Genomic DNA, 15,310 nt, shown 5'->3' on the forward strand with positions numbered 1-15,310 from the left:
CGCAACCACTGCAGGGTGTTCATTCTTCGGCAGGGGTGTATCAGGGGCGGTCAGGGCCTTCGCCCGGGGCGGGCTTCTCGGCCACTGCCTGTTCCGCCGCGGCAGCCTGTTCGGCGGCGGCCGCCTTGCGCTCGGCGCGCAAGGTGCGGAAGCGCCGGCGCAGCCACAGCAGCAGGCCCAGTACCAGCAGGCCGCCGAGCACCCAGAGCTCGTACTTCTTGACGTTGCCCAGCAGGCCTTCGAGTATCGCCCCGAAATGGTAGGCGGCGGCGCCCAGGGCAATCGCCCAGATCGCCGCGCCGATGCCGTTGAGCAGCAGGTAGCGCCGGGGTGGATAGCCCGACAAGCCGATCGCCACCGGCATGACCGTGCGCAGGCCGTAGACGAAGCGGAAGCTCAGTACCCAGATGTCCGGGTGGCGGCGGATGTGGTCCAGCGCGCGGTCGCCCATCGCCTGCCAGCGCGGCTTGCGCGCCAGGATCGCGCGGCCGTGGCGGCGGCCCATGAAGTACCACAGCTGGTCGCCGGCATAGCTGCCGAAGAACGCCGTGAGTACCACCAGGTTGATGTCCATGTATCCGCGGAACGCAAGAAATCCTGCGAGAACCAGGATGGTCTCACCTTCGAAAAATGTGCCGAGAAAAAGGGCGAAGTAGCCGAAATCCTGCAGGAATTGTCCAAGCATTTTCTAGGGTGCTGGCGAAATGAACGCGCAGCCTACCCCTTCGCGGGCGCGGGGGAAAGTGTCCAAATGTGTCTCGACGTGAACAATTCCTACAAGGAGAATGCCTGCGGCCACAAGTCGCAGGGTTGCCCTTGGGTGTAACACAGGCGTCATAATGGCCGCTTATAACTGTCGCGCTGCCCGCCTGCGCGGGCTCAGGAGTCTGCCGTGAGCTTTACCCCCGCCAACCGTATGTTTCCTGCCACCCGTCTGCGTCGCAACCGCCGGGACGATTTTTCCCGCCGTCTGGTTCGCGAAAACACCCTGACCGTCGATGACCTGATCCTGCCGGTATTCGTGCTGGACGGTGAAAATCGCCGTGAGGAAGTGCCGTCCATGCCAGGCGTCGAGCGCCTGTCCATCGACTTGCTGCTGGAAGCCGCGCAGGGCTGGGTCGAGCTGGGGATCCCGGCGCTGGCGCTGTTCCCGGTGACCCCGGTCGAGAAGAAGTCGCTCGACGGTGCCGAAGCCTGGAACCCTGAAGGCATCGCCCAGCGCGCTACCCGCGCGCTGCGTGCGCAGTTCCCGGAGCTGGGGGTGATCACCGACGTCGCCCTCGACCCGTTCACCACCCATGGCCAGGACGGCATCCTCGACGAAGAGGGTTACGTGCAGAACGACATCACCGTCGACGCCCTGGTGCGCCAGGCGCTGTCGCACGCCGATGCCGGTGCCCAGGTGGTTGCCCCTTCGGACATGATGGACGGCCGCCTCGGGGCGATCCGCGAAGCCCTCGAGGCAGCCGGCCATGTCAATGTGCGTATCATGGCCTACTCGGCCAAGTACGCCAGCGCCTATTACGGCCCGTTCCGCGACGCGGTGGGCTCGGCGTTGAACCTGGGCAAGGCCAACAAGGCCTCCTACCAGATGGACCCGGCCAACAGCGACGAGGCCCTGCATGAAGTGGCCACCGACCTCGCCGAAGGCGCGGACATGGTCATGGTCAAACCCGGCATGCCGTACCTGGACATCGTTTACCGGGTAAAGACCGAGTTCAAGGTACCGACCTTCGTCTACCAGGTCAGCGGTGAGTACGCCATGCACATGGCCGCGATCCAGAATGGCTGGCTGAGCGAGGCGGTAATCCTCGAATCGCTGACCGCTTTCAAACGAGCAGGTGCCGATGGCATCCTCACTTATTTCGCCGTTCGCGCCGCCCAATTGTTGAGAGGGCAGTAACGCCCTCCAGGAACGTCAGATGAATAACGAAGTGCTAACCCCTGTCGAGATCAAGGATGCCCAGGCGCTGCCGCAAGAGCTGACGCAGACGCCACCCGACCTGCCGCCCGTGGACGAGCCGGTGGTAGAGGCGGTCGTCGAGGCGCCTGTGGAAGCGCCGGTGGAAGCTGCAGTGCCGGCCCCTGCGCCGGCGCCGGCGGTCCACCTGCCGAGCCTGGACGACAGCAGCCTGTACATTCATCGCGAGCTCTCGCAGCTGCAGTTCAACATCCGCGTGCTGGAGCAGGCGCTGGATGAGTCCTACCCGCTGCTGGAGCGTCTGAAGTTCCTGCTGATCTTCTCCAGCAACCTCGACGAATTCTTCGAGATCCGCGTCGCGGGCCTGAAGAAGCAGATCAATTTTGCCCGTGAGCTGGCCGGCGCCGACGGCCTGCAGCCGCACCAGGCGCTGGCGCGGATCAGCGAGCTGGTGCACTACGAGGTGGATCGCCAGTACGCGATCCTCAACGATGTGCTGCTGCCGGAGCTGGAGAAGCACCATATTCGCTTCATTCGTCGTCGCCACTGGACGCCGAAGATCAAGACCTGGGTGCGGCGCTTCTTCCGCGACGAGATCGCGCCGATCATCACCCCGATCGGCCTCGACCCGACGCACCCGTTCCCGTTGCTGGTCAACAAGAGCCTGAACTTCATCGTCGAGCTCGAAGGCGTCGACGCCTTTGGCCGCGACTCGGGCCTGGCGATCATCCCGGCGCCACGCCTGTTGCCGCGGGTCATCCGCGTGCCGGAAGAGGTCGGTGGCCCGGGTGCCAACTATGTGTTCCTGTCGTCGATGATCCACGCGCACGCCGACGACCTGTTCCAGGGCATGAAGGTCAAGGGCTGCTACCAGTTCCGCCTGACCCGTAACGCCGACCTGGCGCTGGATTCGGAAGAGGTCGACGACCTTGCCCGGGCCTTGCGCGGCGAGCTGTTCTCGCGCCGCTACGGTGACGCCGTGCGCCTGGAAGTCGCCGACACCTGCCCGAAACATCTGTCCGACTACCTGCTCAAGCAGTTCAGCCTGAGCGAGAGCGAGCTGTACCAGGTCAACGGCCCGGTCAACCTGACCCGCCTGTTCAGCATCACCGGCCTGGACAGCCACCCGGAGCTGCAGTACCTGCCGTTCACCCCGGCGATCCCCAAGCTGCTGCAGAACGCCGAGAACATCTTCAGCGTGGTGAGCAAGCAGGACATCCTGCTGATGCACCCGTTCGAGTCGTTTACGCCGGTCGTCGACCTGCTCCGTCAGGCCGCCAAGGACCCGCACGTGCTTGCCGTGCGCCAGACCCTGTACCGCAGCGGTGCCAACTCGGAGATCGTCGACGCTCTGGTGGACGCGGCGCGTAACGGCAAGGAGGTCACCGCGGTGATCGAACTGCGCGCGCGCTTCGACGAAGAGTCCAACCTGCAGATGGCCAGCCGCCTGCAGGCCGCGGGCGCGGTGGTAATCTACGGCGTGGTCGGCTTCAAGACCCACGCCAAGATGATGCTGATCCTGCGCCGCGAACACGGCGAGATCGTCCGCTATGCGCACCTGGGCACCGGTAACTACCACGCCGGTAACGCCCGCCTGTACACCGACTACAGCCTGCTGACCTCCGACGACGCGCTCTGCGAAGACGTCGGCAAGCTGTTCAGCCAGTTGATCGGCATGGGCAAGACGCTGCGCATGAAAAAGCTCCTGCACGCGCCGTTCACGCTGAAGAAGGGCATGCTCGACATGATTGCCCGCGAGACCCAGTTCGCCCTCGAGGGCAAGCCGGCGCACATCATCGCCAAGTTCAACTCGCTGACCGACGCCAAGATCATCCGCGCGTTGTACAAGGCCAGCCAGTCGGGCGTGCGCATCGACCTGGTGGTGCGTGGCATGTGCTGCTTGCGGCCGGGCATTGCCGGGGTGTCGCACAACATCCAGGTGCGCTCGATCATTGGCCGCTTCCTCGAGCACACGCGGGTGTTCTACTTCCTCAATGGCGGTGAAGAGCAGATCTTCCTGTCGAGTGCCGACTGGATGGAGCGCAACCTCGACAAGCGCGTCGAGACCTGCTTCCCGGTCGAGGGCAAGAAGCTCTTGCTGCGGGTCAAGAAGGAGCTGGAAAGCTACCTGACCGACAACACCCAGGCCTGGACGCTGCAGTCGGACGGCCGCTACGTGCGCAGCTCGCCGACCGGCAACCAGAACGCGCGCAGTGCCCAGGCGACCCTGCTGGAGCGCCTGAGCAACCCGGTCCTCAACGTACGCTGAGGACGAAGCCGACCCGGGCCAGCCACTCCGCCTCATTGGCGAAGTCGGCCTGGGTCAGCTGGTTCTGCTCCAGCCAACCATCCGGGAACAGCACTTCCAGGCTGTTTTCGCCGGCCTGCAGCACCACCTTGGGCATCTGCTGGGTGCCGCGGATGTGGTGGAACAGGATGGCGAAGCGCAGCAGCACGCACAGGCGAATCAGCTGGATGCCTTCGTCGCCGAACTCGGCGAACTTGTCCTTGGGGATGTTGCGGCGGTGGCCGCGCACCAATAGCGCGAGCATTTGCTGGTCTTCGCGGGAGAACCCGGAGAGGTCGGAGTGCTCGATCAGGTAGGCGCCGTGCTTGTGGTAGTGATAGTGGGCGATATCCAGCCCGACTTCGTGCACTTTCGCCGCCCAGCTCAGCAGATCGCGCCAGTTACCCTCTGCCAGCCCCCAATCCTTCGCCACTTGATCGAACGCGTGCAGCGCCTTGCGCTCGACACGGGCCGCCTGGCCCTGATCGACGTGGTAGCGCTCCATCAGCGAGTTCAGGGTGCGCTCACGCACGTCTTCATGGTGGTGACGGCCGAGCAGGTCGAACAGCACGCCTTCGCGCAGGGCGCCGTCGCAGTGGTCCATGCGTTGCAGTTCGAGGGCGTCGAAAATCGCCTCGAGGATCGCCAGGCCGGCCGGGAAGATGGTCCGGCGGTCCGGTTTGACCCCTTCGAAGTCGATCTTGTCGGTCTCGCCCAGCTTGAACAGCTTGCGCTTGACCCAGGCCAGGCCCTCGGCGTTGACTTCGCCAGTGCCCAGGCCGCCGGACTTGATCGCCGCACCGATGGCGCGGATGGTGCCCGAGGAGCCGATGGCCTCGTCCCAGGTCAGCCGGTGCAGGGCGTTTTCGATGCTCATCAGCTCCAGGCGCGCGGCGGTGTAGGCCTGGGCGTAGCGCGCCGGGGTGACCTTGCCGTCGCGGAAATAGCGCTGGGTGAAGCTGACGCAGCCCATCTGCAGGCTTTCGCGCAGCAGCGGCTCGAAGCGTTGGCCAATGATGAACTCGGTGCTGCCGCCGCCGATGTCGGCGACCAGGCGCTTGCCGGGGTTGTCGGCCAGCGTGTGCGAGACGCCGAGGTAGATCAGGCGCGCTTCTTCGCGGCCGGAGATGACCTCCACCGGGTGGCCTAGGATGGCTTCGGCGCGCTGGATGAAGTCGTTGCGGTTGCGGGCTTCACGCAGGGCGTTGGTGCCGACGATGCGTACCGCGCCATCGGGCATGCCATTGATCAGCTGGGCAAAGCGCTTGAGGCATTCGAGGCCGCGCTGCATGGCTTCTTCGCTGAGGCGGCGGTCGTCGTCGATGCCAGCGGCGAGCTGAACTTTTTCCCCAAGCCGCTCGAGAATACGGATTTCCGTATGGTGGGCCTTGGCCACGACCATGTGGAAACTGTTGGAGCCCAGGTCGATGGCGGCGATCAGGGACAGGTTCTTCGCGGAGTTCTGCGGCATGATTTCGAGATTCTCGGTCGATTACCCGGCAATCGTGACACGATCGCGGGCAGACGCCAACGCATGGCACGGCAAGGGTTGATGCAAAGCAAGGGGTCGACGGATCCTATGACACTTGTGTGACAGTTTCGATTCGTCGGGTCTTGCACAACTATAGTTACACTCAATCGTCCGCGACTTCCTGTAGGCAGCCGGTGCGGCTATGATGGGCCACGTTTTTTTTGCTTACCACCTGGAGATATCCATGAGCAGCGACCTGATCAAACACGTCACCGACGCCACCTTCGAGGAAGAAGTCCTGAAGGCCGCTGGCCCGGTGCTGGTCGACTACTGGGCAGAATGGTGCGGCCCGTGCAAGATGATCGCTCCAGTCCTGGACGACATCGCTTCGACCTACGAGGGTAAACTGACCGTCGCCAAGCTGAACATCGACGACAACCAGGAAACCCCGGCCAAGCACGGCGTGCGTGGCATCCCGACGCTGATGCTGTTCAAGAACGGCAACGTCGAGGCGACCAAGGTCGGCGCCCTGTCGAAGTCGCAGTTGGCCGCGTTCATCGACGCCAACCTGTGATGTGAAAAGGCCCCGGAAACCCCGGGGCTTTTCTTTTTCCGAACACTAGACGCGGAAAAAAGCAAGTGTTACATTCGGCCTCGCACTGATTCTCCAGTGCCCCCTGCATGCCGTCGCCGAAGCATCCCTAATTCGAATCAGTACGCGATCCTGTCGCCTTCTTGCGGCGCGGCTTCATTAAGCCAGAAGCTTAATTCCCCCTTCTTACATGATTACGTCACTCCCCTTATGAACCTGACTGAACTCAAGCAAAAGCCGATTACTGATCTGCTAGAAATGGCCGAACAGATGGGCATTGAAAACATGGCCCGTTCGCGCAAGCAGGACGTGATTTTCGCCCTGTTGAAAAAACACGCGAAGAGCGGCGAAGAGATCTCGGGTGACGGCGTACTGGAGATTCTCCAGGATGGTTTCGGTTTCCTGCGTTCGGCTGATGCGTCCTATCTGGCCGGCCCAGACGATATCTACGTCTCGCCTAGCCAGATCCGCCGTTTCAACCTGCGGACCGGCGACACCATCGTTGGCAAGATCCGCCCGCCGAAGGAAGGGGAGCGTTATTTCGCGCTGCTCAAGGTCGACACGATCAACTTCGACCGTCCGGAAAACGCGAAAAACAAGATTCTCTTCGAGAACCTGACGCCGCTGTTCCCGAACAAGCGCCTGAAGATGGAAGCCGGCAACGGTTCCACCGAAGACTTGACCGGCCGCGTCATCGACCTCTGCGCCCCGATCGGCAAAGGCCAGCGTGGCCTGATCGTCGCCCCGCCAAAAGCGGGCAAGACCATCATGCTGCAGAACATCGCGGCCAACATCACCCGTAACAACCCCGAGTGCCACCTGATCGTCCTGTTGATCGACGAGCGCCCGGAAGAAGTGACCGAAATGCAGCGCACCGTGCGCGGCGAAGTGGTTGCTTCGACCTTCGACGAGCCGCCGACCCGCCACGTGCAGGTTGCCGAGATGGTCATCGAGAAGGCCAAGCGCCTGGTCGAGCACAAGAAGGACGTGGTCATCCTGCTCGACTCGATCACCCGTCTGGCGCGTGCCTACAACACCGTGATCCCGAGCTCCGGCAAGGTCCTCACCGGTGGTGTCGACGCCCACGCCCTGGAGAAGCCGAAGCGCTTCTTCGGTGCCGCGCGTAACATCGAGGAAGGCGGTTCGCTGACCATCATCGCCACCGCGCTGGTCGAGACCGGCTCGAAGATGGACGAAGTGATCTACGAAGAGTTCAAGGGTACCGGCAACATGGAGCTGCCGCTGGATCGCCGCATCGCTGAGAAGCGTGTGTTCCCGGCCATCAACATCAACAAGTCGGGCACCCGTCGCGAAGAGCTGTTGACCGCCGACGACGAGCTGCAGCGCATGTGGATCCTGCGCAAGCTGCTGCACCCGATGGACGAGATCGCGGCCATTGAGTTCTTGACCGACAAGCTCAAGCAGACCAAGACCAACGATGAGTTCTTCTTGTCGATGAAGCGCAAGTAAGCTTCGCCGCACCAAGCAAAAGCCGGGGAAACCCGGCTTTTTGCTGTCTGGCACAAAAGATTCGCAGGCGTTGAGAGAGCCCCCGGCAGAGACTCCCTTGGCCATTTTCCCCCCTTAAGCGCTACACTCTGCACCCCCGACCGATACGGCCAACACGAGGCTCACGCATGCAGTATCGCGATTTGCGCGACTTTATCCGTGGCTTGGAGCAGCGCGGCGAACTCAAGCGCATCCAGGTTCCGATTTCTCCCGTCCTGGAAATGACCGAAGTCTGCGATCGCACCTTGCGCGCCAAGGGCCCGGCGTTGCTGTTCGAAAAACCTACCGGGTTCGACATTCCGGTGCTCGGCAACCTGTTCGGCACCCCGGAGCGGGTTGCCATGGGCATGGGCGCGGAGTCGGTCGAAGAACTGCGCGAGATCGGCAAGCTGCTGGCCTTCCTCAAGGAACCTGAGCCACCCAAGGGGCTCAAGGACGCCTGGTCGAAGCTGCCGATCTTCAAGAAGGTCGTGTCGATGGCGCCCAAGGTAGTCAAGGACGCGGTCTGCCAGGAGACCATCATCGAGGGCGAAGACGTCGACCTCAGCCAGTTGCCGATCCAGCACTGCTGGCCGGGCGATGTGGCGCCGCTGATCACCTGGGGCCTGACCGTCACCCGTGGGCCGAACAAAGAGCGGCAGAACCTCGGTATCTACCGCCAGCAGGTGATCGGCCGCAACAAGGTCATCATGCGCTGGCTGAGCCACCGTGGCGGCGCGCTGGACTACCGCGAGTGGTGCGAGAAGCACCCTGGCCAGCCGTTCCCGGTGGCCGTGGCCCTGGGTGCAGACCCGGCGACCATTCTCGGCGCTGTGACGCCCGTGCCGGACACCCTTTCCGAGTATGCCTTCGCCGGCCTGCTGCGTGGCAACCGCACCGAGCTGGTGAAGTGCCGCGGCAGTGACCTGCAGGTGCCCGCGACCGCCGAGATCATTCTCGAAGGCGTGATCCACCCGGGCGAGATGGCCCCGGAAGGCCCTTATGGCGACCACACCGGTTACTACAACGAGGTGGACAGCTTCCCGGTGTTCACCATCGAGCGCATCACCCATCGGCGCAAACCGATCTACCACAGCACCTACACCGGCCGTCCGCCGGATGAGCCGGCGATTCTCGGCGTGGCGCTCAACGAAGTGTTCGTGCCGATCCTGCAGAAGCAGTTCCCGGAGATCATCGACTTCTACCTGCCGCCCGAAGGCTGCTCGTACCGCATGGCGGTGGTGACCATCAAGAAGCAGTACCCCGGCCACGCCAAGCGGGTAATGCTGGGTGTGTGGTCGTTCCTGCGACAGTTCATGTACACCAAGTTCGTTATCGTCACCGACGACGACGTCAACGCCCGCGACTGGAACGACGTGATCTGGGCCATCACCACGCGCATGGACCCCAAGCGTGATACGGTGATGATCGACAATACCCCGATCGACTACCTGGACTTCGCGTCGCCGGTGTCGGGGCTGGGGTCGAAGATGGGCCTGGATGCGACCCATAAGTGGCCGGGCGAGACTACACGCGAATGGGGCCGGGTCATCGTCAAGGACGAGGCCGTCACCCGCCGTATCGATGAGCTGTGGGATCAGTTGGGAATAGATTGATGCAGGTAACGTTGCAGCCGTCCGGGGCGGTACTGACACTCGAGCCCGGCGAGAGAATTCTGGAAGGCGCGCGGCGCCTGGGCTATGACTGCCCAAGCAGCTGCCGCAACGGCAACTGCCATGTCTGCGCGGCGTTGCTGGTCGAAGGCCGGGTGCGTCAGGACGGCGAGGTGCGTGACCACGGCGAGCTGTTCACCTGCATCGCCGAGCCGCTGGAGGACTGTATCTTGCTTTGGGACGGTGTGCTGGCCCTGGGTGAGCTGCCGGTGCGCACGCTGGCCTGTACGGTCAGCGAGTGCGTCGAGGTGGGTGGCGATGTCTGGCGCGTGCGCCTGCGTGCGCCGGCCGGCAAGCCGCTGCGCTACCACGCCGGCCAGTACCTGATGATCGAACGCGACGGCGCCGACAAGGCGGCCTTCTCGCTGGCGTCGGCGCCGCATGGCGGCCGCGACCTGGAGCTGCACGTGCTTGCGCGCGAGCCCAGCTCGGTGGCGCTGATCGAGCAATTGCAGCGCAACGGCCTCGCGCGGATTCAACTGCCCTTTGGCGACACGCACCTGGCCGAGCTGCCAGACGGGCCGCTGGTGCTGATTGCCGCCGGCACCGGCATGGGCCAGATGCACAGCCTGGTCGAGCATTGCCGGGCCAACGGCTTCAAGCACCCGGTGCACCTGTACTGGGGCGTGCGCCGGCCTGAAGACTTCTACGCCATCGAGCACTGGGACGAGTGGCAGCGCCTGCCCAACCTGTTCCTGCACAAGGTGGTGAGCGACCTGTGCGGGTGGGAAGGGCGTTGCGGCATGCTGCACGAAGCCGTGTGCGAAGACATCGGCGATCTGAATGATGTGTACGTGTATGCCAGCGGCTCGCCGAACATGGTCTATGCCACCCTCGATGCGTTGGTCGAAGCCGGCATGGATGCGCATCGCATGCGCGCCGATGTTTTCGCGTATGCGCCGCGTGGCTGAATAGCCGCAAGTGGCTAATAACCAAAGTTGTCGACGTTGATTATAAGGCGGTAATTATTACCGCCGCTGCCAATAGCCTTCACTATACTCGGAACATAACCATGCGATTACGCGCAGGGCCCGTAGTTCGGCGGTCTGCGTGTGCATGGGGGGCTTGTGCCAGGCAGACTTTCTGCCGTACGGTAAGTCCAGCGGAGCGTCGCTGAGTTACAGTGGCGCTCTTGTTTAGTTCTCGGGGAATAATGGCGGCAGCATATGTCGGCACTGGAAAGTCTATCCTGGAAGATGTCCTATCCTCCGTCGCTCGACTTCGGTCAGCAACTGACGCGCGAGCAACTGTTCACCTCGATGCAGTCGACCATGGCGCGCCACGACGGCGGGCCGGTGTGGTTGTTTGCCTACGGCTCGCTGATCTGGCGCCCGGAATGCAATTCGGTCGAACGCCAGCGGGCGCGGGTGCATGGGTATCATCGCGGGCTGTATCTGTGGTCGCACGAGCACCGTGGCACCCCGGAATGCCCTGGGCTGGTGTTCGGGCTCGATCGCGGTGGTTCGTGCAGCGGCTTCGCTTATCGCCTGGACGAGAGCAGCCTGGATGATTCCTTGATGGCCTTGTGGCAGCGCGAGATGCCGTATCCGGCGTATCGCCCGCACTGGCTGACGTGTCGGCTGGATGACGGCAGCAAGGTCCAGGCGCTGGGGTTCGTGCTCGAGCGGCACCTGCCGTGTTACGCCGGCGAGCTGCCGGATGGGCTGCTTAGCCATATCCTGGCCAGTGCCACCGGGCGCTATGGCACCACGCGCGATTATGTCGAGCAGACCTTGAACGCACTGCGTAGCCACCAGATGCCGGATCGCAACCTGGAAGCCAGGTTCAGGCGCTGCCATAACCTTCGCGAGGTTTGATCGCTTTGGCGCCGGTGCCGCCCTTATCGCGGGCAAGCCCGCTCCTACAGGGTTTGCGCATGCCTTGTAGGAGCGGGCTTGCCCGCGATGAGGCCAGCACCGGCGAGTCGCTTACCTCGCCAACACCACCAACTTACCCACAGCCCGGCGCTGCCCCAACTGCTCGATCGCAGTCCCGGCCTCAGCCAGTGGATACGTCTGCGACACCAACGGCTTCAGCTTGCCCTCGGCATGCCAGGCGAACAACTGCCTGAAGTTGGCCGCATTGTCCTCAGGCTGGCGCTGGGCAAACGAGCCCCAGAACACCCCGACCACCGCAGCCCCCTTGAGCAGTGCCAGGTTAACCGGCAACTGCGGGATGGTGCCGCTGGCGAACCCCACTACCAGCAGCCGGCCATTCCAGGCCAGGCCCCGCACCGCCTGGTCAAACAGCTCACCGCCGACCGGGTCGTAGATCACGTCCACACCCTTGCCCGCGGTCAGGCGCTTGATCTCTTCCTTCAGGCTGGCCTGGCTGTAGTCGATCAGCTCGTCGGCCCCTGCCGCCTTGGCCACTGCCAGCTTTTCGGCACTGCTGGCCGCGGCGATCACCTTGGCGCCCATGGCCTTGCCGATCTCCACGGCTGCGAGGCCTACGCCGCCCGAGGCGCCGAGCACCAGCAGGGTTTCCCCCGGCTGCAAGTTGCCGCGCTGGCACAGGGCATGCATCGAGGTGCCGTAGGTCATGCTGAACGCAGCGGCGGTGGTCAGGTCCATGCTCTCGGGCACCGGCAGCACGTTATAGAACGGCACGGCCACCTGTTCGGCAAAGGCGCCCCAGCCGGTCAGCGCCATGACCCGGTCGCCGACCTTGAGGCCGCCGGCTTTGCTGCCCACAGCGGCGACCACCCCAGCGGCCTCGCCACCCGGTGAGAAGGGCAGGGGCGGCTGGAACTGGTATTTGCCTTCGATGATCAGGGTGTCGGGGAAGTTGACCCCGGCCGCATGCACGTCGATGAGGATTTCGTTGCTCTTCGGTACAGGGCTCGCGGTCTCTTCCAGTACGAGGTCGCGCGCCGGGCCCAAGGTTTTGCACAACACAGCTTTCATCGGGGCTATTCCTTTGCGTGTGGTGGCCGATAAGTGTAAGAGGGCCAGCTGCCGGGTCAACGAGCATGGCCCGCCCTGATGGGCTGGCATAAGCCCGGGCTTGGGTTTGAGCGAAGTGCTGGGTAAGCTGGCGCCAACTGTATTGAGGAGCGAATTCGTGAAAGCGTGGATCTTGATGGTACTGGCCCTGATGCTGCCAGCGGCGGTCATGGCCGAAGAAGCCAAGGAAGGGGAGCCCAAGGTCTCCTACATCAGCCTCACCCCGCCCTTCGTCGGCAACTATGCCCTCGATGGCAGCCCCAAGCTGCGCGTGTACAAGGCCGATGTCGCCCTGCGCGTGACCGGCGACGAGGCCGCCAAGGCGGTCAAGCACCACGAGCCGCTGATCCGCAACCAGCTGGTGGCGCTGTTCACCCAGCAGTCTGTGGATAACCTGAGCAACGTCGAGGCGAAGGAGAAGCTGCGTCAGGAAGCTCTGAAGCAGGTGCAGCAGGTCATGGAGACCGAGGAAGGCAAGCCGATCGTCGAGGACCTGCTGTTCAATAACCTGATCGTGCAGTGATCTGATAGCGCATCGCATGGGGTGCGGCTGCGCTGAGCCTGCTCTCGGGGTTCAGCGCAAACCTGTGAGGTGCACCTGGCTTAGCCAGCCAGCGCCATGATCGCCGCCCATTGCTCCGGGGTAACCGGCATCACCGACAGCCGCGTGCCTTTCTGCACCAGCGGCAGTTCTTCCAGGGCGCTCTGCTGTTTAAGCAAGCCCAGCCCCAGCACCCGCTTGAACGTCCGCACGTGGGCCACGTCGACCGCGCTCCACGGATTCTTCTCGTGGGTTGCCTTGGCGTCGTGGTAATGGCTCTCGGGATCGAGTGCGGTCGGGTCGGGATACGCCGCCGCGACGATCTTCGCGACCCCGGCGATGCCCGGTTGCGGGCAGCTGGAGTGGTAGAAGAAGAATTCGTCGCCGACACTCATGGCCCTCATGAAGTTGCGCGCCTGGTAGTTGCGCACGCCGTCCCAGCGCGCCTCGCCCAAGCGGGCCAGGTCTTCGATGGACAGTTCATCGGGCTCGGATTTCATCAGCCAATAGGCCATGGATGCTGCTCCTGACAATGTTTGAAATAACCTGTTGCATGAAACCGACAGCCGGCTGGCGTCAACGTTTGCGTGTGAGCGCCCGTTGGCGGAAAATGCGCCGATTTTAAGCGACATGCTCCGTCAGCACTGAAAAAGCTGTCGAGCCAGCACCATTGCCGTAGGGGGGCAATCAATGAACAAGCGTAAACCGGACCTGCTGTGGATCCTGGCCTTCATCTTTGGCCTGGGCGTGGTGACCACCGGTTATGCGCAGAGTTTGTTGGAGCGAAAGCTGGATGTCGCCTACCAGACCCCGGTTGAAGCCGCGCCGCAACAGCGCTGACACCCACCCCGGCACGCCTCAGTTGCGCGCCAGGTACCAGCCGCGGTCCGAGACCGTCCCCTGCAGCGGTACATCCCAACTGGCCTGAGCCAGCCGCTCGACCTTCTGGCACTCATGGGCCAAGCCCAGCAGCAGCGGTTTCTTCCACGCCTTGCGGCGCGCCAGGTACGCCAGGCTGCGGTCATAGAAGCCGCCGCCCATGCCCAGCCGGCCTCCCACCTCGTCGAACCCCACCAATGGCAGCAGGATCAGGTCCAGCGCCCAGATCGGCCGTTGCCGCTTGCGCTCGATCACCGGCTCCGGGATGCGGAAACGGTTGGGCCGCAGCCGTTCGCCCTGTTCGAAGCGTTGAAACACCATGCGCGTCGCCGGCCAGGCATGCAGCACCGGCAGGTAGGTGCGCTTGCCACGCCGCTGGGCCTCGCGCAGCAACAGGCGCGGGTCGATCTCGCCATCGTTGGGCAGGTACAGGGCAATGTGCTTGGCTCGACGGAACAGCGGGTGCTGTGCCAGCTGGCGGTACAGACCAAGGGTGGCCTGGCGTTGCTCGGCAGGGGTGAGGGCACGACGGGCATTGCGCAGCAGGCGGCGCAACTGGGGGCGGGTGAGCGGCGCGGTGTCGGTCATGGCACAGGCGTTTCCCAGAGGTGTCGGCCGCCGTGGCGGCCAAACAAATTGCCCGCCTGGGGAGGCGGGCAATGGACAATTCAGGCTCCCCGATAAGACCGCTATCGGCGTAGCCCTTGAACCCGAAAGTTCAAGGTGGAGATTGCAGGGGGCGTTAAGGCTTTCCGTCGGGCGGACATGCACACCGGCCCCAGCGTGCAACCCCCGTGGTTGTGCGTATCGGCTCAGGGACATAACCGACTGGCGCATCTCCCAGGGAGTGGCGCCAGTATACCAATCTCAGACGTTTTTGGTACCCGTGTCGTCGGCCAATGCGTTGTCGACCCGTTCCAGCAGGTCACGCACCTGCTCGCGGGTAGTGCCACCGCTGACCACGTCAGGGGTTTCCTGGCGATGGAGCATTTCATGGGTGATGTTCAAGGCTGCCATGACCGCGATGCGATCGGCGCCGATCACCTTGCCGCTGCTGCGGATCTCGCGCATCTTGCCGTCCAGGTAGCGCGCGGCGCTGACCAGGTTGTTGCGCTCTTCGGGCGGGCAGATGATCGAGTATTCCTTGTCGAGGATCTGCACGGTGACGCTATTGCTTGAACTCATGAGTCTTGCTCCAGGGCCTTGAGCCGCACGATCATCGATTCGACCTTGCGTCTTGCGATCTCATTCTTTTCGATGAGGTGGGCGCGCTCTTCGCGCCAGGTTTTTTCCTGCGCTACTAGGAGTGCATTTTGCCGTTTAAGTTGCTCGACGCGTTCGATCAGCAACTCGAATCGGCTCATCAGCGCTTGCAGGTCGTTGTCTTGCATGGGTTGCACTCGGTTCGCTCCCTCGTTGACGGCCTGGCGATCATGCCTGTGCCGAGCCCCCGGAGGCCAGTGCCGATGGTCTTGGCGCGCCTGCCGGTGCTAGGATACAAGGTCTTCATTCT

The 15,310-nt window shown here is 63.5% G+C and carries 16 protein-coding genes and 1 other RNA gene; 9 read left to right on the top strand and 8 right to left on the bottom strand.

Going from position 1 to position 15,310, the window contains the following annotated elements; genetic code table 11:
• Positions 1 to 40: 40 nt before the first annotated feature.
• Entirely contained in the window at positions 41 to 685 is a 645-nt protein-coding gene (locus tag CCOS865_RS27585; RefSeq protein ID WP_119146907.1) for a DedA family protein, read from the bottom strand.
• A 207-nt stretch (positions 686 to 892) separates the two neighbouring features.
• Here CCOS865_RS27585 and hemB point away from each other — a divergent pair, with 207 nt between their 5' ends.
• Together hemB and ppk1 are read left to right on the top strand one after the other, a co-directional pair.
• Positions 893 to 1,903 (top strand): porphobilinogen synthase, encoded by a 1,011-nt coding sequence (hemB, locus tag CCOS865_RS27590; protein ID WP_119146909.1) that lies wholly within the window; start codon positions 893 to 895, stop codon positions 1,901 to 1,903.
• A 19-nt stretch (positions 1,904 to 1,922) separates the two neighbouring features.
• On the top strand, positions 1,923 to 4,190 hold the full coding sequence (ppk1, locus tag CCOS865_RS27595) for a polyphosphate kinase 1 (RefSeq protein ID WP_119146911.1): 2,268 nt from the start codon (positions 1,923 to 1,925) through the stop codon (positions 4,188 to 4,190).
• Here ppk1 and ppx read toward each other — a convergent pair.
• A complete protein-coding gene (gene ppx, locus CCOS865_RS27600; protein ID WP_119146913.1) occupies positions 4,177 to 5,679 on the bottom strand; it encodes an exopolyphosphatase in 1,503 nt (500 codons plus the stop codon). The genes ppk1 and ppx overlap by 14 nt on opposite strands.
• A gap of 244 nt (positions 5,680 to 5,923) precedes the next feature.
• Here ppx and trxA point away from each other — a divergent pair, with 244 nt between their 5' ends.
• From trxA to CCOS865_RS27625, 5 genes are all read left to right on the top strand, one after another.
• Positions 5,924 to 6,253 (top strand): thioredoxin TrxA, encoded by a 330-nt coding sequence (gene trxA, locus CCOS865_RS27605; RefSeq protein WP_119146915.1) that lies wholly within the window; start codon positions 5,924 to 5,926, stop codon positions 6,251 to 6,253.
• A 228-nt stretch (positions 6,254 to 6,481) separates the two neighbouring features.
• Complete coding sequence (gene rho / locus CCOS865_RS27610) at positions 6,482 to 7,741, top strand: transcription termination factor Rho (protein ID WP_119146917.1); 1,260 nt, start codon at positions 6,482 to 6,484, stop codon at positions 7,739 to 7,741.
• Positions 7,742 to 7,908: 167 nt separating this feature from the next.
• Positions 7,909 to 9,375, top strand: a complete 1,467-nt coding sequence (gene ubiD, locus CCOS865_RS27615) for a 4-hydroxy-3-polyprenylbenzoate decarboxylase (RefSeq protein WP_119146919.1) — start codon at positions 7,909 to 7,911, stop codon at positions 9,373 to 9,375.
• On the top strand, positions 9,375 to 10,343 hold the full coding sequence (locus CCOS865_RS27620) for a CDP-6-deoxy-delta-3,4-glucoseen reductase (RefSeq protein WP_119146921.1): 969 nt from the start codon (positions 9,375 to 9,377) through the stop codon (positions 10,341 to 10,343). The genes ubiD and CCOS865_RS27620 overlap by 1 nt, the downstream gene beginning before the upstream one ends.
• 255 nt (positions 10,344 to 10,598) lie before the next feature.
• On the top strand, positions 10,599 to 11,249 hold the full coding sequence (locus tag CCOS865_RS27625; protein ID WP_119146923.1) for a gamma-glutamylcyclotransferase: 651 nt from the start codon (positions 10,599 to 10,601) through the stop codon (positions 11,247 to 11,249).
• Positions 11,250 to 11,360: 111 nt separating this feature from the next.
• On the opposite strand, the gene CCOS865_RS27630 is transcribed toward CCOS865_RS27625, so the two are convergent.
• On the bottom strand, positions 11,361 to 12,338 hold the full coding sequence (locus CCOS865_RS27630) for an NADPH:quinone oxidoreductase family protein (protein WP_119146925.1): 978 nt from the start codon (positions 12,336 to 12,338) through the stop codon (positions 11,361 to 11,363).
• A gap of 157 nt (positions 12,339 to 12,495) precedes the next feature.
• Between CCOS865_RS27630 and CCOS865_RS27635 the strand changes: the two genes are divergently transcribed.
• Positions 12,496 to 12,900 carry a flagellar basal body-associated protein FliL gene (locus CCOS865_RS27635; RefSeq protein WP_119146927.1) on the top strand — a complete coding sequence of 135 codons (405 nt, stop codon included), beginning with the start codon at positions 12,496 to 12,498 and terminating at the stop codon, positions 12,898 to 12,900.
• 80 nt (positions 12,901 to 12,980) lie between these two features.
• On the opposite strand, the gene CCOS865_RS27640 is transcribed toward CCOS865_RS27635, so the two are convergent.
• Positions 12,981 to 13,433: an EVE domain-containing protein gene (locus tag CCOS865_RS27640; protein WP_119146929.1), complete on the bottom strand. Its 453-nt coding sequence runs from the start codon at positions 13,431 to 13,433 to the stop codon at positions 12,981 to 12,983.
• A gap of 175 nt (positions 13,434 to 13,608) precedes the next feature.
• Between CCOS865_RS27640 and CCOS865_RS28265 the strand changes: the two genes are divergently transcribed.
• Positions 13,609 to 13,758, top strand: coding sequence for a hypothetical protein (locus CCOS865_RS28265; protein ID WP_167469117.1), 150 nt, complete (start codon positions 13,609 to 13,611; stop codon positions 13,756 to 13,758).
• Between the two features lie 18 nt (positions 13,759 to 13,776).
• Here CCOS865_RS28265 and CCOS865_RS27645 read toward each other — a convergent pair whose 3' ends face one another.
• From CCOS865_RS27645 to CCOS865_RS27660, 4 genes are all read right to left on the bottom strand, one after another.
• A complete protein-coding gene (locus CCOS865_RS27645; protein ID WP_119146931.1) occupies positions 13,777 to 14,385 on the bottom strand; it encodes a 5-formyltetrahydrofolate cyclo-ligase in 609 nt (202 codons plus the stop codon).
• An 82-nt stretch (positions 14,386 to 14,467) separates the two neighbouring features.
• Positions 14,468 to 14,647, bottom strand: a non-coding RNA gene (gene ssrS / locus CCOS865_RS27650) — 6S RNA.
• A gap of 17 nt (positions 14,648 to 14,664) precedes the next feature.
• Positions 14,665 to 14,982 (bottom strand): cell division protein ZapA, encoded by a 318-nt coding sequence (locus CCOS865_RS27655; protein WP_119146933.1) that lies wholly within the window; start codon positions 14,980 to 14,982, stop codon positions 14,665 to 14,667.
• Entirely contained in the window at positions 14,979 to 15,188 is a 210-nt protein-coding gene (locus CCOS865_RS27660) for a TIGR02449 family protein (protein WP_119146935.1), read from the bottom strand. Before CCOS865_RS27660 ends, CCOS865_RS27655 begins: the two co-directional genes overlap by 4 nt.
• Positions 15,189 to 15,310: the final 122 nt, after the last annotated feature.

The sequence above is a fragment of the Pseudomonas reidholzensis genome (assembly GCF_900536025.1).
GTDB classification, from domain to species: Bacteria; Pseudomonadota; Gammaproteobacteria; order Pseudomonadales; family Pseudomonadaceae; genus Aquipseudomonas; species Aquipseudomonas reidholzensis.